This is a genomic window from Halogeometricum pallidum JCM 14848, from assembly GCF_000337095.1.
GTDB classification, from domain to species: Archaea; Halobacteriota; Halobacteria; order Halobacteriales; family Haloferacaceae; genus Halogeometricum; species Halogeometricum pallidum.
The window spans coordinates 15,460-34,828 of record NZ_AOIV01000035.1 but is presented as its reverse complement, the minus strand read 5'-3'; the positions used below and the strand labels follow the sequence as shown (position 1 = coordinate 34,828).

20 protein-coding genes and 2 pseudogenes are annotated in these 19,369 nt (G+C 53.4%); 15 read left to right on the top strand and 7 right to left on the bottom strand.

Translation table 11 applies throughout. The annotated features are described in order from the left end of the window. Positions 1–313 precede the first annotated feature (313 nt). Complete coding sequence (locus tag C474_RS13500; protein WP_008387727.1) at positions 314–1,210, top strand: hypothetical protein; 897 nt, start codon at positions 314–316, stop codon at positions 1,208–1,210. Positions 1,211–1,541: 331 nt separating this feature from the next. Here the strand turns inward: C474_RS13500 and C474_RS22115 are convergent, their stop codons facing one another. Then, complete coding sequence (locus tag C474_RS22115; protein ID WP_152421666.1) at positions 1,542–1,913, bottom strand: hypothetical protein; 372 nt, start codon at positions 1,911–1,913, stop codon at positions 1,542–1,544. Between the two features lie 174 nt (positions 1,914–2,087). Further along, the gene (locus C474_RS22110) at positions 2,088–3,245 is read right to left on the bottom strand and encodes a hypothetical protein (protein ID WP_152421665.1); all 1,158 of its coding nucleotides are present in this window, start codon (positions 3,243–3,245) and stop codon (positions 2,088–2,090) included. Between the two features lie 377 nt (positions 3,246–3,622). Here C474_RS22110 and C474_RS13495 point away from each other — a divergent pair. From C474_RS13495 to C474_RS21540, 3 genes and pseudogenes are all read left to right on the top strand, one after another. Beyond that, a pseudogene (locus tag C474_RS13495) lies at positions 3,623–4,150 on the top strand (DUF7342 family protein). Further along, a pseudogene (locus C474_RS23590) lies at positions 4,151–4,600 on the top strand (hypothetical protein). Positions 4,601–4,731: 131 nt separating this feature from the next. After that, complete coding sequence (locus C474_RS21540) at positions 4,732–5,148, top strand: SWIM zinc finger family protein (RefSeq protein WP_008387724.1); 417 nt, start codon at positions 4,732–4,734, stop codon at positions 5,146–5,148. Between the two features lie 60 nt (positions 5,149–5,208). Here the strand turns inward: C474_RS21540 and C474_RS13485 are convergent, their stop codons facing one another. Continuing rightward, the gene (locus C474_RS13485; protein ID WP_008387723.1) at positions 5,209–5,784 is read right to left on the bottom strand and encodes a hypothetical protein; all 576 of its coding nucleotides are present in this window, start codon (positions 5,782–5,784) and stop codon (positions 5,209–5,211) included. 119 nt (positions 5,785–5,903) lie between these two features. On the opposite strand from C474_RS13485, the gene C474_RS13480 reads away from it, so the two are divergent. The 6 genes from C474_RS13480 (at position 5,904) to C474_RS21530 (ending at position 10,354) form a co-directional block, all read left to right on the top strand. Continuing rightward, entirely contained in the window at positions 5,904–6,314 is a 411-nt protein-coding gene (locus tag C474_RS13480; RefSeq protein ID WP_049917005.1) for a winged helix-turn-helix domain-containing protein, read from the top strand. Between the two features lie 170 nt (positions 6,315–6,484). Continuing rightward, complete coding sequence (locus C474_RS21535) at positions 6,485–7,429, top strand: transcription initiation factor IIB (RefSeq protein ID WP_008387721.1); 945 nt, start codon at positions 6,485–6,487, stop codon at positions 7,427–7,429. 189 nt (positions 7,430–7,618) lie between these two features. Next, complete coding sequence (locus C474_RS13475; RefSeq protein WP_008387720.1) at positions 7,619–8,059, top strand: hypothetical protein; 441 nt, start codon at positions 7,619–7,621, stop codon at positions 8,057–8,059. A 104-nt stretch (positions 8,060–8,163) separates the two neighbouring features. Next, positions 8,164–8,655, top strand: coding sequence for a hypothetical protein (locus tag C474_RS13470; RefSeq protein WP_008387719.1), 492 nt, complete (start codon positions 8,164–8,166; stop codon positions 8,653–8,655). A gap of 165 nt (positions 8,656–8,820) precedes the next feature. Then, positions 8,821–9,120: a hypothetical protein gene (locus C474_RS13465; RefSeq protein ID WP_049916989.1), complete on the top strand. Its 300-nt coding sequence runs from the start codon at positions 8,821–8,823 to the stop codon at positions 9,118–9,120. Positions 9,121–9,382: 262 nt separating this feature from the next. Beyond that, positions 9,383–10,354, top strand: coding sequence for a tyrosine-type recombinase/integrase (locus C474_RS21530; protein ID WP_083862027.1), 972 nt, complete (start codon positions 9,383–9,385; stop codon positions 10,352–10,354). A 39-nt stretch (positions 10,355–10,393) separates the two neighbouring features. On the opposite strand, the gene C474_RS13460 is transcribed toward C474_RS21530, so the two are convergent. Next, on the bottom strand, positions 10,394–11,347 hold the full coding sequence (locus C474_RS13460; RefSeq protein ID WP_008387717.1) for an HNH endonuclease: 954 nt from the start codon (positions 11,345–11,347) through the stop codon (positions 10,394–10,396). 258 nt (positions 11,348–11,605) lie between these two features. Here C474_RS13460 and C474_RS13455 point away from each other — a divergent pair, with 258 nt between their 5' ends. Further along, a complete protein-coding gene (locus C474_RS13455; protein ID WP_008387716.1) occupies positions 11,606–12,535 on the top strand; it encodes an ImmA/IrrE family metallo-endopeptidase in 930 nt (309 codons plus the stop codon). 874 nt (positions 12,536–13,409) lie between these two features. After that, positions 13,410–13,769 carry a hypothetical protein gene (locus C474_RS21875; protein ID WP_085944951.1) on the top strand — a complete coding sequence of 120 codons (360 nt, stop codon included), beginning with the start codon at positions 13,410–13,412 and terminating at the stop codon, positions 13,767–13,769. Positions 13,770–14,203: 434 nt separating this feature from the next. Here C474_RS21875 and C474_RS13445 read toward each other — a convergent pair whose 3' ends face one another. Together C474_RS13445 and C474_RS13440 are read right to left on the bottom strand one after the other, a co-directional pair. Continuing rightward, complete coding sequence (locus C474_RS13445; protein WP_008387714.1) at positions 14,204–14,617, bottom strand: ArsR/SmtB family transcription factor; 414 nt, start codon at positions 14,615–14,617, stop codon at positions 14,204–14,206. 594 nt (positions 14,618–15,211) lie between these two features. After that, complete coding sequence (locus C474_RS13440) at positions 15,212–15,616, bottom strand: winged helix-turn-helix domain-containing protein (RefSeq protein WP_008387713.1); 405 nt, start codon at positions 15,614–15,616, stop codon at positions 15,212–15,214. Positions 15,617–15,930: 314 nt separating this feature from the next. On the opposite strand from C474_RS13440, the gene C474_RS22095 reads away from it, so the two are divergent. The 3 genes from C474_RS22095 (at position 15,931) to C474_RS13430 (ending at position 17,835) form a co-directional block, all read left to right on the top strand. Beyond that, entirely contained in the window at positions 15,931–16,692 is a 762-nt protein-coding gene (locus tag C474_RS22095; RefSeq protein WP_008387712.1) for an HFX_2341 family transcriptional regulator domain-containing protein, read from the top strand. A 150-nt stretch (positions 16,693–16,842) separates the two neighbouring features. Next, positions 16,843–17,379 (top strand): DUF7342 family protein, encoded by a 537-nt coding sequence (locus tag C474_RS13435; RefSeq protein WP_008387710.1) that lies wholly within the window; start codon positions 16,843–16,845, stop codon positions 17,377–17,379. Beyond that, the gene (locus C474_RS13430; protein WP_008387708.1) at positions 17,380–17,835 is read left to right on the top strand and encodes a hypothetical protein; all 456 of its coding nucleotides are present in this window, start codon (positions 17,380–17,382) and stop codon (positions 17,833–17,835) included. It begins immediately after the preceding gene. Here C474_RS13430 and C474_RS23685 read toward each other — a convergent pair. Then, complete coding sequence (locus tag C474_RS23685) at positions 17,829–18,461, bottom strand: tyrosine-type recombinase/integrase (protein WP_449404852.1); 633 nt, start codon at positions 18,459–18,461, stop codon at positions 17,829–17,831. The two genes, C474_RS13430 and C474_RS23685, sit on opposite strands and share 7 nt — an antisense overlap. Positions 18,462–19,369 lie beyond the last annotated feature (908 nt).

Below are 19,369 nucleotides of genomic sequence, written 5' to 3'. Positions count from 1 at the left end.
GCTGGACACGAGCCCGCAGATCGGGCCGGACACGAATGGGCATATCCCGCTGGACGCTCGCTCCGGGCGCGTCGCTGGAAGACTCACTCCGTTCGTCTTCCAAGCCTCACCTCGCTGCGCTCGGTGAGACGGCGCGCGGTGCTGGTTGGATGTCTTCCTTCTGAGCGCTCTCGCTCGCGCCCCAGGGGGCGCTCGCGAAGGCGCGAGCGAGAGCGCGTAGACGAGTCTGTCGGTCGTTGTGGTCCGAAGAACCGCGATGTTGTCGCATCGCGGTGTCGGGCGCGTGGGCGCCTTCAGGAACGTGTGAGTTCCAATGTCAAGTAAGAACATCATCAGTCAAGTAGTTTCGGTCGATGAACAGGCATTCGAGAACGCGGACGAAGCGGCGGTCGACGAAGACGGCTTCGAGATCGTCGATGAGACGCCGAAGTTCCAGGCGACGGTGCAGATGGAGACGCAGGCGAAGGTGGATGCGAACCACCCGGACGGGATGGTTGAGACCAGTGACGAGCGGATTTACGGTGCGACCCTCGAACAGGAGGAGCGCATTCGAGCGCGGGAGGCAGAGCTGGAGTGCATCAGTGCCAAAGCCGAACTGGGCACGCAAGAAGGTCGAGAGAAGCGGACGCGAGACATCGCGGCGAAGCGGAGTGCCGAGCGGCGTAGGGAGTTCCAGAAGCGGGCGGCGAGCGTGGATCCGGGGGCGGACCCGGAGCGAGACGATCCTCGTGCAGAACTCTCGCAGGAACAGTTGGCGGCGGTGAACACACAGTCGATGCGGCTGGCCGAGAAGCTGGATGGCTGGTCGCGAGCGGCGATTGGCCGGCGGTTGGGTGAAGCCGTCGTCGGTGGGAAAGGCCTGATGAGCGCGGTCGTCGGAGTGTTTGAGGAATTGGAGACGGCGCCGGGGCAGGTGGTTCCGATCGGGAAGCTCGAGGAGGTCAACCGCAAAGAGGTGAGTATCGAAGGTCGGATTGAGGTGCTCTGGGAGAGTGACTCACCAGCCATCGCTCAAGTTGGGTTGATCGCAGACGATAGTGGGAAAACGAAGGTAACGATCTGGGAGAAGTCGAGTGCTCCGTGGATTGAGGAAGGCGAACAGGTGCTCATTCACGGAGCGGCGCGGAACTGGTACGAGGGACGCGTCTCACTAGCCGTCACTGGGTGGTCAACCCTGCATTTCCCTGAGCGCGGTCGGTGGTGGGAGTAGCCGGTCGCCGCGGCTTTCTTTTTTGCTACGTGCCGGGCCGGCCCAGACCCCACCGCCCCCACCCTCCGCTCCGTGCTCGCATTCGCTGCGCGCGCAGCCACAACCTCAAGAACAACTGCAACTCACAACAAAATCTCACTAGTATCGCGTTCTCTGAGACTAGAAGTAGAATGTGTCCTTAGTAAAGACGAGAGGCTGGTTTCAAATCTTAGAGATGTACTTAGGGTCACTATTCGAATATATGAGTAGGAGCCAAAACCAACGGTACTAGTCTCCACAATTCTTAACAGAGTCAGAAATAGATATAATATATAAAAATAAAAATTATATATTAATTATTGATTCGGTCGAAAGACAGCTTCGCCTCCTCTCGCTGTTCTTCTTCCTCCTCAATGCTGGTTTGACTAACGTTCTCAACAATTGTATAGAGCCTAGCAGGAATCATCAAGGCAATTATCAGGAAATGGATCAACAATGCAAAGTACGCAGCACTCGGTCCAGGATAAATTGAAGCATCGGGAACAGAATTGTTAATAGACACAACTCCTCCAATAGCCAAGACTATAGCTAGTACACCAAGAATCACTAGATATACCGAAATATTTCTAAATCTAGTGACCAGGTCGTCATCAGCTCTTGAGTTCTTTGCATACCTCAACATTATCGCAACAGCATTCATAGAAAGGCCAATGAAAATAGCCATAGTCGGGACAATCAGTTGCAGGAGACTCTGATGAATTCGTGTGTTGGTTAGATAGCTGGTTGTGCCAGCTACTGCAGGTAGTAGAAAAAATACGAGCAACGTTCTGATCCATCCCCAATCGTCTCGAATTGAACAAAACAAGACGATTGGAATGCGATGCATCCTAAACATTACTTAGTCCTGTACTACTTCCTCGGCTGGCTCTTCATCTATACCCAGATGTTCTGGTTGCAACAGACTTTGGTTTTCATCCAGAAGCTCGTAGTTATATGCCTCAAGCTGCTCGTTTGCGAAATCACGAGCGAGAAATCCAATTGATGCAGGGATTGGTCGATTGGTCTCCTCATCGTAATTGATGTCTGTCGAAATATACATTTCAGAAGTTAACTTACTTCGAGTAAGCTTCCTTTTCCTCTTGTTGTCATTTGAATTATTCACAATTGCGCTGATGTCGTCAATGTGATAGTCGCCTTCATCAAACCGTTCGAATATTTCGGCATAAGGGTAGTCGTTGTTTCCGATTCGTGACAACAGATTCTCAATGCCTTCCCGGGAGATATCCAAGTTATCGGTTTCAGCAGTGAATGTAAATTTCGCGTCTCGTGTGCCACCTAAAGGATCGCTCTGATTGGCATAAGGATCAGAAGGAACTTTTCGCTGGACTAACTCAAATCCCATTATATCGTCCTCGAGCAATTGATCAGCAAGAGGCTTTGATGCGACGGTATTCATCTCGAATTTTATACCTTTTGTTTTTTCACCGGGTGTTTCCACATACAATTGAACTAGCTTTTCGTTTAAGAAAGAATATAGTGAAGACTTCACACTTACATTCCCGTACTTGTGGAATATAGCGATACCTCTATCAGTAGTAGGACCGGGAAAATGAAAGAGAGCATATAATCTATCCTCTGGCGAGGTAACGGAGTTCTGTGCATCCTCTTCTATAACTTCGTCAGGATCAGTGTCAGGTTTTTCCAGTTCTTCGGAGTCTACGTGGTCTCTTGGTCGGCCGTACTTACCGTATCCGAAGACGGCCTCTATAGTATAACCATGGGATGTGCTCAGGTCACTACCAGGTCCAGCGTCATTCAGGGCACGAACTGTTAGGGTCTTCTCCGTAGTACCACGAACTACGCCATTATCCTGGAGATGAACCAAGCGGGTGAGAAGAAAGTGAGCGAACGTTGGAAACCCATCGAATCCTTCGTTTTCTTTATCGAGACTCAACAAATCAAAATATTCGGCATTGGAATTCGATAAAGAATAACCTCTCTCTATTTTTGGCCGTAATCGAATCCAATACGGTGAGAGTTTGTCTTGCCGTGCCATACGTAAATGTGAGACACACAATAGCAAGGCATATGCCTTATGATATAAGATGATCTACGTTTGGCAGTCCTGGCTTGGGTCGGCTTCTCGGCCCGTCCTATTGTAAAGAATGAATATAATATATAAGAAGAATATCGGTTAGCCGTAGTTGGCAGGAAAGAGTGGTTTATCGATTCCTAGTGTCGACCTGCAGCTATCAACTTGTTCCTTTTCCGTACCGACGGAGTTACACCCAATAGACGCATATGGTTCCTGGAAAGCAGAACGCGAGTATCTACTGGCAGCTCTTTGGTTTGTTGAGTAGATTCGGTCGAATATCTCATCGCACGTTTCCATCGTATCAAAGATATATTGATGGATAGAGCGTACAGCAAACAATGACTGAGTTCGATCCAGCCCCTACATCCGACAACACCCAGCGTCGGTGGCAAAAGGGAACGGATACATTTGGCCGTGTCTACGATGTCGTCCTCGGGATTACGTCTTCGACCGCGTACACCGAGATCGCTGAGCTTGCGGACTGCTCCCCAAATTCGGCGAAAAAGCATCTCAACCGTTTGGCGGAGATGGGTATCGTTCGAGCCGAGGGAGACAGCCGCCCGGCGACGTACAAACGAAACGAGGGGTATCTCGAATGGCAGGACGCTAGTCGAATCGCAGCTGAGCTCTCCGTCGAAGAGATAATCGACCGAGTGGAGGCGCTTGAAGCACAGCGTGCGGAATACGAATCGCAGTTCGGGACAGCAGACCTAACAGCCGTCTCCGTGTTCGATCACGAGGACCACGAAACCATCCACGAGCGGATGACCGCAGTCAGCGAGTGACAGGGCGTGATTCGGGATATTCGACTCTATGAACTCGCTCGCCAGCTCTCCCAGAACGACGGACACCTGATTCCGGCGTAAATGAGTCCGCCACCGGAGGATTCGGCATCACGCTCGACAGGCCCACCGGAGCGACAAACGCTGCGTCTCTTGGAGCGGCATCTTTCGTCGGATTCGCTCGTCACCGAGACTACGTTTGACCCGGATTCATACGAACCTCGATTGCTTCATGGACTGCTCGACGCTGGACGATACCCGGATTAAGTAACAGTGGCTCGACTCGACATTCGGTGGTTCACGACTGGTGATTTCTCGGTCCACTACATCGAAGAACGAGAGGATGGAGAGCTCTGGGAGTGTCGCTGGGACCAGCACCCGAACACGCACAACACTCGGTTGCACTTCCACAAGCCACCGTCTGCCACCGAAATCACCGACCTCGAGCTCCTGTCGATCCATCCGCTCAAAGTGTACTCGACGGTTCTCACAGCAATTGAACAACGCATAGAGGCACTGTGGTCATCTGAGTGAGTTCGTGACAGCGCAGGCATGGGGTGAGATTTCGATATTGTAGTCGAAGTGCCCTACAGATCATCAGCATCGGTGAGAGTATATCGGCGCGGCGAGCCGTGCAGCGCTGCGTACAAGCGCTGGACCCACCGATGGATCAACTCCTACCCGAAGAGTTCGAGCCGACGAGTCGCGTACTCAGACGAGCACAGTACGAAGCCTTCGCGTTTTCAGTTCTCGATGGTGACATCCGAGTTCGCAACGAGAGCCACGAGAACCCAGCAAACCACGAGTACCTCGTTACCGTCGTCGACGGTATTCCGGCTACTTGTGAGTGCCCCGCCGACGCTGCGTATGAAGGCCCGTGCAAACACCGAGTCGCTATCGCGATTCGGCCCCGGATTCTCGACCTCGTAGCGAGAGTGCAGGTCATAGCAGACGGCGGAACCACAGCTAACGACCGATACGAACCTGCTGAGTCGGATCAGTGTGACTGCGAGGAACTCAACGAGGGATTTCCCTGCTGGGACTGCGTTCGGACTGGTCGGAAGACGTTTCCTGAGACGTAGCCGTCGTAGCTCTGTTTGAGGTTTGTCCCACTGAAAGCCGTACTTGACTCTTCAGACCCTCTACGGGAGGTCTTCAACACACTCGATTAGCTCTTCTTCGGTGTTCCACGTGTAGAGTCGTCCGGCATCAGCGAGCATCTCGAAGATCGCGGTCTGCATCCCACTGTACGGCTTTTCGAGATCGACACCGGTGTCGACGTTTGCGGAATCGACAGACTCGTACTCGCGCTTGAGAACGTGCGTCTTCGCAAAGTACTCTTCGAGTACCGTGAAGTAGCCCTGTTCAACAAGGAAGCCACCTTGGTCATGTTCAGTGACGCCGATGACGAAGTCCGTATAGTCCGCTAAGATCCGAAACTTGAGATATGTGTTCACCCACTCGCTGCGGATATCGACCATCAAGAAGGCGTACGTGTCCGCACGGCGGTTGAGGCGGTCTTTGACGAGTTGGAGCCGGTGTATTTCTGGCCGACCGTAGCTCCCGAGAACGAAATAGGCGCGGTCAGTCGTGAAAATCGGTGTGAGTTCTGCGATGCTCTGTTTGAGAGCCTCGTATTCGCTGGGTGTGAGGGACGTTTCGTGGAGGTAGTCCTCAGCCTTCTCAGCGAGTTCTTCAACGGACCCCTCACGGCTCATTACGAAAACGTCTTCCCGAGGAGCGCATTAATCCATCGACTTCATCACTTACCGATTCAGCCTATACCGATTCGCTTTTGAGCGAAATACTTATGCTGATTCTGGAAGAACCGATAGGTATGAGCACGTCAGGCCCGGCGCCAACCGATATCGACCGCGTCCGAGAACGGCTGAACGTCGTGACTCAGGAAACCCGGTTCTCGCTCTTGCAGGACATTCTCGGGCACCCCAGTCAGCTCCCGACGTTGAAGGAACTCGACTACGTGAACCCGAGCAAGAGCCAAACGACGATCCGCCAACATCTCCAACAACTGGTTGAGGCGGGTATCGTCGAGACACTCACCCTTCCGAAAGATCGGCGTCGAAACAACCTCCCCTACAAGTTCTACGGGATCAGTGACGACGGGCGAGCGTTCCTTGACGAACACGGGCTACTGCGAGCCGAAGAGACGCTTCAGTCGGTTTACGAGCGCGTTGAGAAGACCGACCAGATCAAGCGGTACGAAACCGCACCACGGCCGGCACAGTAGCTATCCAGAAGCGCCGAGACTATTCGCCGGGCTCATCGAACGTAAAGTCGACCTTTGGGAAGCCTTTTTTTCATAATCTCGGAGAAGAGGATCAACACCAACACGTCCGCGGTAGTTTTTCTGCCCCCTGAGGGGTGCGGGGTGCAGACAGCGTGCCTCGCTGATGATCGATGGCAACGAGAGACATCTACGAGCGCGGTTTCGACGAAGACGTATCGACTGACAACACGACGGCGTGCCCAGAATGCAATGGGCGAGTCAGAACGAATACAGTAGAGACAGCCTGTGAAGATTGCGGACTCGTTATCGATGAACAACAAATCGATCACAGACCAGAGTGGCGGACATTCGACGACGATGAGTCCTCCAGTAAACGAACGGGGGCACCGCTCACCGTTGCACGGCATGATCGCGGTCTCTCGACCGAAATTGGACGCTGGCGAGACGCGAGTGGAAACCAACTCTCAGCACGAAAACGCCGACAGCTCGGCCGGCTGCGCCGAGAACAGCGACGGGGGCGGTGGCGATCGAAAAGCGAGCGGAATCTCGCGCACGGCTTGGGCGAAGTTCGTCGGATCGCGAGTGCGTTGGGACTCTCGGAGACCGTTCGTGATCAGGCCTGCCAGCTCTTCAGAAGCGCCAAGCACGAAGACCTCCTCAGGGGTCGGTCGATCGAAGCAATCGCCGCAGCAAGCGTCTACGGCGCGTGTCGGTGCAACAACTCAAGAGTGACGCGAGGCGAAGTCGCTGAAAGAGCACAGGTCAAGCGAAGTAGAGTCGTGAACGCCTACAAGACGCTAAATACAGAGCTCGGGCTGCCAGTCACCCCGGTTACACCGCAGTCGCTCATCCCGCGGCTGTCTTCGGAGCTGGCGGTCAAGGATACTGTCCGGCGGCGAGCACTCGAACTCGCAGAGCTGGCGCACGGTTCGGCCATCGCGAACGGGCGTCAGCCAGCCGGGGTCGCTGGCGCTTGTCTCTACATCGCCTCCCGAGAGTACGGGCAGGGGCTCAGACAAACCGACATCGCGGAGGTAGCTGGAACAACTGCAGCGACGCTTCGCGCTCGACGCGACGAATTCTCGACGGCAATCGATTCAGAGGCCTCAGCGTAGAGGCTGATTCCACGATGGAGGTATTAACCAACAATAGAGGGAAGTACAGATGGCTGTTGGTTAAGTTCGAGCGTCTCGGTCAGGAAGGGATAACCAACCGAGAAGCAATTGAAATCAGCCTTCCACAGGATGTAGCGAGCCTGTTTTTCTGGGGCTGAATGACTGAGCCCCTCAGGGCTTTGTGATTCAATGACTGAGCAACCATCGAACGATCCGTTTGAGGAGTGTGAGCCGCGCCCCGATGCAATTCTTGGCACTCGTACCTTCGAGGATGTCCTGTTCACCGACGAGACAGAAACACCTGTGAATGTGCTCACTGGCGAGACACCTGAACATTCGCGAGCAAGCGTCGACGAAGCTCGAGCCTTCGCTGCGGGAATCAACAGTGACACCCCACACATTGCGCTCCCTGCATCAGTCGAAGCACAAGTCGAAACCAGAAGCAAGCCGTATACAGCGGCTGCTTTCTTCCACTTCAAGGTAACTGGGTCGCTCGAACGACATCGTGCCTACCACGCCGCCTACAGCTCGGATAGGTTCTCGGTTGAGTTCGAGGCCGATTACGAAGCTGGGGATCTGACGATTATCGTCGAGGAGAAGGACTGTCAGTCGGAGTTTGAGAACGCCTAGCCAGCGTCGTCGGTGCTATTTTTTTAGCGCCGGCGATGGGTGCCGGCGCACCACGTAATGACGCGGTGTGAGTCGTGTGCGTCGGTAGACGAAGGTGAAAACTGATGCACATGGTCATTTACACGCTGGTAGAGGCATCGACACGAGACGACGCAGTGGCCACCGGCAAAACAGTGTTCGATCGGCTGGTTGGATCTGACCCGCACGCTGAAGCGGTATTCGACTACTACGTTACGTTCGATCAAGAAGGCATGACAGTAGCAGGGAAAGCTCGCTGGGGTGACCTCCCGGTTGCGGCACGCGTTGGCTCTGAAGAGGGACAGGAGCTTTTAGAGCGCGGCTGGAACGCGACGAAGAACGAGTTCCAGCGAAATCTCAATCGAGTACGGGAGGCACTCAACGAGCTCTCCGACGAGGAGATCATGCGCGATGAGAATCTTGCTCGGCACGCATTCCATCAAGTCGGTGCCTACGACGGCCCCTCGATCTTTCTGTATGACGAACACGGGTGTGGAATTCGGCACCGAGAACAGCTGAATCGCATCGTTGACGAAAGCGATGGCCTTTGGATCGTTCCGGCGGACGTCCACTTCTGACGGAGCAACCGGCAACTCAGGAGTGTAGTACCGCCAGCGAGTTGTTCGCCCTCCTGGGGTGTAGGAGTACTCAAACGAGCATCCACGAACAAAATGAGAAGAGGGATTACCGGCGTACGTTCTGAGCTGTTTATCGGCCTCATCAGGGGTGGAGGCTCACAACAGATGAGCGACCGACCAGAGATCGAGATTCAACGACAGACCGTGTTCGGAGACGATGGCCAACTCGAAGTGACAGAGGGGAGTGTCGAAACCTCACTCGAAGACTTCGGTGCAGATGTCGATCATCGCGACCAGGACTCGCGGCTTGATCGACCCGAGGCGAGTCAGTTTGGCGTCGACGACCGGCCCAAAGTAGAGCAAGCATCCGAGGGTGACCAGTCGACACTCTTCGCCGATACGGATGAAGACCAACAGACGCTCACTGGAGAGGAAGCCGCGATGCAGTGCCTTTTCGGCGATTAACCAACAAGTAGCTCTGCTTCCCGCAACCGTTGGTTAAGGTCGGGGTCTGTCACTACAGGGCATCAAAGCTTCGCAGGAGACTCCTCATGCCTATTCACGACAGCACAGACACCAGTCTAGCCAGTTCTACTGAGGCACACACTACGCTCGTCAGACGGCTTTCATGGCGTTCCTTCTCGACAACTTCGACAACCCAGAGGGGATACTTCATTTGAAAGAATAGATGAATAGATACCCTTGTAACGCGTATGGAGACGGTCAGATGCCCACGATGGATTTCGATTTACAGGTGGCACGAATACTGAAAAACATAGATGAGTCATCTGAAATCCATCCAGCCAACAAGAGGCTCATTCGAGAGTTCCATCGTGACCTCTTGCTCGACGGGATTAACGCAGCACGACGTCAGAAGCTCACTTCACACCTGAAGATTATCGCCCAATACCTTGGTGAAAAGCGATTTGATGCACTAACTCGCGAAGATATCACAGAGCTGGTCGAGTGGATACATAGCCGTGGCTCTGCACCGTCGACAGTCTCTGATTACAAGCAAGTCGTGAAGCAGTTTTACAAATGGTACAACGGGGGTGAGGAGCCAGAAACAACGAAATGGATACGACGAGGACCACCCACGTTCCGTCAAATCCTTCCGCGAAATCTGCTCTCACCGGATGATGTCTCACGGCTTATTGACGCCTGTGTCAACGACCGAGATCGAGCGTTCATCGCGCTCCTTTGGGAGACTGGCGCACGAATTGGAGAGTTAATTGATCTATGTGTCGGTGATATCGAAGACGATGGGTCTGGGAAACACGTTATCGTGATAGGGAAGACTGGTGCTCGACGGCTACCACTCGTGGAATCACGCTTGTACCTCGAACAGTGGTTACAGACGCATCCTTCGCTAAGCGCACAGGCCCCACTCTGGTGTAAACTTGAGCAGGGCACCCCAGACGAACAGATCAGCTACAACTATATCCGATTACGACTCCTCGAACGGGCACGAAAGCGAGCAGGTATCGACAAGCCGGTGAATCCACATCATTTCAGGCATAGTCGAGCGACACACCTTGCGAACTGGCTGACTGAAGCTCAACTCTGTGAGTGGTTTGGATGGGTGCTAGGGTCAAAAGTTCCAGCTCGGTACGTACATCTCTCCGGCCGCGATATCGACAATGCGTATTTTGCGTTATTCGCGAATCGGCGATTCAATCATCTTCCCATCACGAACTAAGGGTAGTCTCAGATTAGCACTAAACTCCGTGTAGATATATCAGAGCCAGTCAAGCGCTGAGTTACGCTGTTCGAAGTAACTCGGGTCGACTCCCCCACTAGAGAGGGGAATTTGTTCACCAGCCTGATCGACAATCGTTTGTCTGAGTACGTCGCTCTGCGTCTCGAATGAGGGATTGATTCGAAGTCTGTAGTCACCATCGATAGTGAAGAGCTCCCCATCAAATGCTGCATGGTGGATTTTACTGAGTGGAAGGACGTTCGCGAGATCAGCTCGGTGGTCCGGATACTCACTCCATGGAAGGACGTGTGCCACGTCCAACAGCCCGGGATGATCGACGCCTGAGATCGGACAGGTCGCGCCGTATCGTGAAAGCACAGTCGCACGAAACTCTGGGTCAACGGCACGAGCATACGTTACAGTTTCGTACGTGCTTGCGGTGAGTTCGGTATCAGGGCTTACGGATGTCCAGTCGGTATCGGCCCATGCTTCGACCGCATTTTCGACGAACTGCTCGCCTGCAGTCGTCAGTTCGTACGCACCACTCTGTTTCTCAGCCAGGCCCATACTACGGAGCCAGTTCGCCCGTTGCTTGGCCATATCCGTCTGTCCACGGCTCCATCCCAGTTCTGGATGCGTATCCAGTTGCTGCTCACTGATCTCCTCGATAGTGAGCGCCCCAACTGATAGCTCATATAGCAGACTCCGAAGTCCCACGTTTCGATCACACATGATGCGAAACAGCGTTTCAGTCTCGTGATCTGAGGCGTATTCCTTACCAGCCGAGCCAAGCGTCCACTGATCATCAACTTGATTCAGAAATCCGACCTGTCTGAGGTAGCTGATCCGCCGCATGATCGAGTTACGGCTCGAGACATTGCTGAACGCTCCACGATGCCACCCAACAAATTCGTCCGTCGTCGGGTGGTGAGCGTCGACGAACGCGAGGATCTGGTTCAACGTCTCGACATAGCGGTCCCCACCACCAAACATTGGGACAATGCTTCGAAGTCGATTCGGTGGCATCTCTACTTTGTTGACTAATTGACGCCGTATGATCTTTTCTCTCAACGATCTCGAGACCGCAATTGACTACAAGATCAGAGAGGACCAAGGACCGAACAGAGCGGAGCTCTTCTCTGAAATTGAATCTCCAGTTTCGAGTCAACGGACAGGTTCGTGTGCGATAGATTTTATTTGCCCCTGGTAAGGGCGCGGGGCGTTCCGAATTAGGACGTCTCGGAGAAAATCATGGTGACGAGTGACTACTCAGCGGTGTCGTTCAGTGAGACCGACACCCGACACGAGGAGATGCACAGTACGATTGAACAGTGGGTTAAGGAGCTCGTTGACGATGTTGATGCGGCGCAGGCCAGCGATGAGTTCCAAGAGTGGCTCGACGTCCAGAGTCGCTTCCACGACTACTCGCATCGCAACACGCTGCTCATCAAACTCCAGTGTCCCGAGGCGACAAAGGTCGCGGGATTCAACACCTGGCGGAATGAGTTCGACCGGTACGTCCAGGAGGGCGAACAAGCAATCTGGATTTGGGCTCCGATCGTTACGAAGCGGTGTCCGGAGTGTGAGAACTCGCCGAGCTACCACGAGAACACTGACTGTGACTACGACGAGACGCCGTCAGAGGAGTGGTCGAAAGGCCTCGTGGGATTCAAACCGGCCGCTGTCTTCGATATCTCTCAAACTGAAGGAGAGCCACTTCCCGAGTTAGGGACAGCAGCAACCGGCAACGCTGATGACTTAGTACCGAGACTTACAGAGGTCGGCGAGGAGCTCGGGGTGACGGTACGCATTATCGACGCTGACGAGTGGAAGTACGGTGAGGCAAAAGGCGTCTGCAAGCAGCGAAGTCTCCACGATCTTACGCCGATCGTCGAGGTGAAAGACCGGACGAACCAAGCGGATCTCGCAGTCACCCTAATCCACGAGTACGCACACGCACTACTGCACTTCGACGTCAGTAACGAGAATGAACGGTCAAAGCGCGAGGTCGAAGCTGAGGCAGTCGCGTACATCGTCGGTCGATATTTCGGATTGGACACAAGCGGATCAGCGGTCTATCTCGCTGTGTGGCAAGGCGACGACTCCGAGGTGATTCAAGAACGCCTCGGTCGTATAAGTTCTACTGCTGGGGTGATTATTGGCATGATCGAAGAGGGCTGAAAACATGGGTACTAGTTAACCAACATCCAGAGAGGATCCGGTTCTTTGTTGGTTAAGGCGGTCGAGAAGAGGATTCTTCACATAGATTTTATCCTAAAACAGACCCTTAGTACAGCGCCTGTACCGTTCATACTACAGAAAGTTTACAATTCACTCGGTGAGACGTACCGTATGCGACTCCGCGTATGGTTCGCCAACCAGTCATCCGATCCTGATGACGTAGCGCTAGTGTTCGCTCTCGGAGCTACTATTCATTGGGGTCTCGTCACACTATTCTGGAGTGCCGTTACGAAGTTACACGGCTACACACCCCTAGATATACCTTCACCACTTCCGGGAGCAACTACCGCTTTCCAAGCGCTACTCGGAATTGTCGGATTCGGGTTAGCAGTGAGTGCTGTGGCTCGGGTACACTGGCGCGTTCGACTTGATAAACGCCCGAGCACTTCACGGGGACTGCTTGGCGGTGTCGCAATCTGGGCCACGGCAACCGGGTTGTGGACGGTATTGATCACCGGCATTCCGCGTTTTCTCGGTCGCGTCACCTCACCACCAGTGGACGTTTGGAACGCGGTGACGACCGCCGGTTCGTGGATGGGGTTAGTTCTCTTAGACCAGATCATCACACCGCTTGGGACAGGAGTAGTCGTTCTCGGACTGGTCGGTTATATCTTAGAACGAATGCGCCTTGTGAACACTACCTGACCCCTTCTCTGCAAGTCACAACCTGCGGATGCACTCTCTGACTGAGCGATTTGTAGCTCCCCTCTACTGAGCAATCTCCCGTTCTCGGAGGCCTCGTGTTCGCTGTCTTGATGAATGAACTGGCTTTACTCATAGAATACTTATCACACCAACAGTTGTTCACGAATACATGACTGGATCTGACTGGGCAGGTCGAATGGTAGGGAAGTTAGAACGCGAATTCGGTACATCTCACAGTCGAAACCTTCGAATTACAGACTTAGTCCGCTGGTTCGCGAGCGATCCGAGATACAAGCCACTCTCCGAGGACATTCCGCATGGAAGGCGACCTGAGGAGTGGAAATTGCTTCGTGACGATCTACCGCAGGTTCTCCGAGAACAGCCGGGAGACACGCTCGAGGAGCGATGGAATGATCTGATGGACGAATTAGGATATCAGAGGCTCGTTGACGAGGGGGTGTATCTCTTCCCGTGGGTGTATTTTGATTCTGAGATACACGAGGTAGGCGTGGTGAAAGAACGCCCCTAAAGGACTCTACCAGTCGATGTGGAGCTAGGTTTGCTGTCGGTATTGAGCGATCCAGTATTGGAGCTTCTTTCCTTCTCTGTAGATGGGATCGATATCCATGGCGATTTCCAGTTGAGTATCGATCGTACGAATCTCCGACTCGATGACGAGGTCATGGGGCCGTACAACTCGGTATTTTTAGAGAGTGCTGCGGAGCTTTATCTCCTTGAGGTACTCCGGAATGTTGAGTAGAACCCGAGAGAGTTGTAATCAGTTGGAAGTCCAGAGACCCGGAAGCGGTTGATCACACCCCAGAGACAAGTGCTGTGAGTGCACGTGAAGATTTCTTCGTCGATGAGCTCCTGACCGAGGCCTTCACACCCTATATTCAGCACATCTCGACAAACTATCCGCGGCAAGGAGTTTCATCAGAGCCGTTTTAGAAAACTCGGCGGTTACTCTCCGTTGGAACTGTCGTACATCGCCTCGAACTCCTGTTCGCCGCGGATCAACTCGTCGACACCCTCAGTGAGCGTCACCTCGCCGAAAACTGTCGCCCGGTAGTACGTGTACAGTCCGTCTTGCCCTCGTTCGGTCCGCTGGCGCTTCTCGACGAGACCGACGTCGACGAGCTTGTTGAGGTGGTAATGAAGGGTGCTGTCGTCGACGTCCATCGCTTCTTCCAGTTCTTTGGGACTCATGTCCCCACTGTGGACGAGGCGGTAGAGGATCTCGTACCGGGTTCGATGGCCCACCGCAGCGTGCATCGCGAGATACTCATCGAGACTGAGGACGCTCTCTTCCGGGAGCAGATCTTCCGGATCGTCCGGGATGCTACCACTGGACCTCCGAGCGTCGTTCGTCGCCATCTTATGCGACAGTACGGACGAGAGACTCTTAGGGTTTCTCAAGCCGAAGGTTCTCAAAAACACCTTCTTTTAAATATATCTGGTGAGCATGGCCACTCATGGCCGTGGAAATCATCTGCTTTGATTCGCTCGTCCCCAGATGACCCGAGTCATGGACTTACGATTGGTGACACCTACGATTAGCCTCTCGAAGGGTTTCTCCGATTATTTCAGCAGATAAACCCAGAACATTGTACCGGTACATCCAAGACATGTCTCTCCGATGCATGGTCTATGCCTTCGGCTCAGCCAACTTCTGAGAGTACCAAATCGCCAACGGTTCCTAATGTAGAAGATGTGTTGAATGAACTAGAGTCGAAGCCCGCGAATGTTTTCAAGATATTCTCTGGACCCGGAGCACATTATCTTCATCAATTTGATGGTATCTTGTTTGCCGTATACGCTGGACCTCATGGTCCGGAAAACAGACCGGCTCGAGTTGACGAAGAAACACTGAATCAGCTATTACAGGTCGCTGAAAGAGCTAAGTTTGTTGATCTCGACCAATCGCCATTCAGCGAGACGTGGCTATAAAAAACGAAGTCGGAACGTGGATTACCGCCAGAACTCCCACGGTCGGGGACCGCCGACGACACTGTCGGCGATCTCCTTAGTGAGAAGCTTCTGGAGTTCGGTAACGCTCATTCCTCTGGCTCGGCCCATCAGGTGGGGCGCGTGCCGCTTGACAATAGAGAGAAGGTAATCCTTGTCTCCCGTCAAGACATAGAAGTTCCCGCTAACGACGAGTGCGGGAATTTGCTTCGTCTTCTTGCCCTCAACCTCACCATCGGACTTCAGTTCCTTCAGGTTCTTCAGGGTATAGCCGTTGCTGTAGTCGATACCTTGCGCAACTTCCGCAACGGAAGAGCGCCCGTTCTTATCAAGGTAGTTCTTGATCTTGTCTTTTACTTTCGTCATCTGCGACTGGTTTTTCTCAGCCAGTCTGAGAGCCCCCTTCATGTCTCGCAGTGGAAGACAAGTTTCAATAGAACCCACCGTATACAGATATACAGAGATTCCTAGTTCCCTTATCCCACTGAGGGAGCTACGAGATCTTCGACCCACCCCTGGACTGCCATCCTGCGTGGGTCGGGCTTTCATTCTCCGACAGACTTCATTCTAGCTTTGGCTATCCTTCCCGGATAGCGGATAGTTACTGATTATGACTACACACACATAAGTATTACGCGTAGCGCAGTAGCGTTACATTTGATAGTAACACTACTTCCAAACTATTCGATTAAGTTTAGTATCCCTCGTACTATCTGACGAGTATGGGGCTCAAGGTACCGGATCGGATTCACATCGCACCCGTTGGGTATGAGCGCGATCGCGTTGTTGACGCTGCAGCTCAATTTAAAGCAGATTTTGTGGTGCTGATTAGTCATACTGATAACGACGACGATGGAGAAAAGTGGTTAAATCTCGTACAGGAAGGGTTAACAAACAAAAACATCGAATATACTACTAAGTACTGTGATATCTTCGATTTGTACGATTCACTAGGAAAAATCGCAGAAACAATTGATGATTACCGAGAGGAAGAAGTCTATGTGAATATATCCTCTGGGAGTAAGATCACTGCAGTTGCTGGTGCTATCGCGTCTATGGTTACTGAATGTACTGCTTACTATGCTGTTGCTGAAGAGTATAGCCCTGAAGCTCAAAAAATCAAGGAGGTGACTGAAATACCACACTATCCGATTGATGCACCTGATGAAAACCAAACTGCAGTCCTTGAGTTTGTGAATTTGAAAGAGAATCAAGATGCGTCACCAACGAAGGGGGAACTGATTCACTTCAGTGAGAGTAATGGATTAGGTTACATGGACCGAAATGTTGGTGGCAAGGGGAAATACCGACTTTTAGACACCCACATAATTGATCCACTCATTCAGAAGGGCTACATAGAAACTGTAAAAGAGGGAAGAACGATCCGAGTAAAGATAACTGAGGAAGGCCGTCGCGCAAATCAGGCATTTAGACATCTAATTGATAGGTCAAAGTATACTTGGAATTTGCAACCCGCTGAGTGAGTCGATCGTTGACTATGGATAACCCACGCTGTACAATTTCGTCGCTTGGCAGCAGAGGAACTAGGGCGACGGCGGGACCGCCATCGATCGAGTGATACAAATATCTGAAAGAGACAAAAATATACTGCGAATCGCCGCGTAGAGACAGATATGGCCGAGTTCAACCCGGTACCCAATTCAGAGGAGACGGACCCGAGACGGGGACACTGGCGGGAGACGACCGATACGTTCGGCAGGGTCTATGACACCGTGCTCGGCATCACCGAACTCACATCGTACACCGAAATTGCGAACGTCGCCGACTGCTCGCCGAACGCGGCGAAGAAACACCTCGATCGACTCGCGGAGATGGGGATCGCTCGCACCGACCGAGAGAGCCGACCTGCGCGATACGAACGGAACGACAGCTACCTCGAGTGGCAGGAAGCGAGCCGCATCGCGGACGAGCTCTCGATTGAAGAGATCATCGACCGGGTGCAGCGACTCGAGGCGCGGCGCGAGGAGTTCGAGGAACGCTTCGAGACGAGCGATCCGTCGTCTGTCTCGGTGTTCGACCAGGACGACCACGGCGCGATTCACGAGCGTATGACCGCCGTCAGCAAGTGGCAGACGATCGATCGAGACATCCGGCTCTACGAACTCGCGCGCCGGATGGCCGAAAACGGCGGTCACATCCTGCCCGCATAGATGACTCCGCCATCGGATGATTCATCGTCTACCGGCCCCCCGGATCGACAGACGCTTCGGCTCCTCGAACGGATCCTGTCCGACGATCCTCTCGTAGCCACGACGGAGTACGAGCCAGACAGTTACGAACCGCGACTGCTGCGAGTTCGGTTCGATCTCGATCAGTACCCGCCCGCGATTGAAAGCACGCGGTTAGACCTCCGCTGGTTCACGACGGGTGATTTCTCCCTCCACTACGTCGAAACCGTGAGCGACGGCGAACGCTGGGAGTGTCGATGGGACCGCCACCTGAATCCCCACAACGTACGAGTACACTTTCATCGACCACCGGCCGGCGAGAAGATCGAGGATCTCACGCTAGAATCGCATCATCCGATCGACGTCGGGTCGACGGTCCTGACCGCCATCGAACGGCGAATAACGGATCAGTGGTCCGCCGACGATCCGGGTCAGTAATCGACGTAGTACTTGTCGTGCTCTCGTCCTAACTCGTCGGGCTCCATCCGTAGGTAGATCATCGTCGAGCGGATGTTATCGTGCCCAAGGAGTTCCTTGATTCGATAGATGTCCGCTCCGTTCTCCTTGAGTCGCTGGGCGAACGTCGCGCGGAAGGTGTGCACCTTCACGTTGCGCTCAATGTCGGTTCTGGCGACCGTCCGTTTGACCAGTTGGTACACGCCGTTCGGCGTCAGTCGGTTCCCGTAACGCGACAGAAACAGAGCGTCGGTCTCGACGTCTTCGCGACGGAGGAGATACGCACTGATCGCGTCGGCGCACTCCGAGGAGATGATCGCTGTTCGGTCTTTGTTCCCTTTACCTTCGCGCACGGTCAGCCGTCGCTGTTCGAGATCCAGGTCCTCGATGTCGATGTTTGCGAGTTCCGACTTCCGGATCCCAGAGGAGACCAGTACCCGGAAGATGGCGGTATCCCGGTACGTTCTCGCAGCAGCGAGGATTTCGCGTACTTCGTCCGCAGCCAGCGGATCCGGTTCAGTGCGCTTACGAGGGAGATTTCGACGTTCGGACGTGGCGAGTTCGTCGCCTCGGCCCAAGTAGTCGAAGTAGTACTCAACCGCTTTCATCGTGTTATTGATGTGGCTATTTGAGTAGCCCTCGTCCATCATCTGTTCTTTGTGCGCCCATGCGTCGGAGGGCTCCGGGTCGAGCAACTGGACTTCTCTCAAGAAGGCTCGTGCCATGCATCGATGCTGGTCGACCGTCTTCTTCGAGAGGGACTGGCGGACTCGAAGGTAGCTGGAGAACTCGTTCAACCGCTCCGTGAGTTCGTACTCGTCGATCGAGTTCGAGTCNTTCTTCGAGAGGGACTGGCGGACTCGAAGGTAGCTGGAGAACTCGTTCAACCGCTCCGTGAGTTCGTACTCGTCGATCGAGTTCGAGTCCTCCACCGGAGAGGACGCGTCAATAGTGCTCATCAGAACAGTCCCATCTGAAGAGTCTGGGGATCGGAGCACTTTGAGATAATCCGGGTTTTGCCGGATGTAGAAGCACAGGGCGCGCCGTATGATCTCAGATTCTGTTTCATTCGATTCTTCGATTGCTGCTTCTAGGAGCGCTGCTTCATCTGCAGGAAGCCGACCTATGAACGCTCTTGACGTTCTTGACGTCATACTTCCGGAGATGCGTTGTTGAGTACATATACAAATCATTAGGATTGGTAATTGGTGAATTGTTGCTCCCAATTCGAGTCAGCGAGTAAACAGTAAATCAGCGCTCGCAGTAGCTACAGTAATATCTACACTCCTCTCCGGTCGCTGAGTGAACTCGGAGTACCGGCACCAATCATAAGTACCGATTCGAATACTCGTCTTCCAATTCTGGTTCCTGTTCAATAATTTCAGAATCCTACGGTCATTTAGACGAATAGCGACAGTAATCGGAACGGCAATAGTTCAGGAATGGGGGGAGGGATCAAAGAGGGCCAGATCAATAACGAATCCTCAACATACCGTCCGCCAGCAGGAGTAGGGTT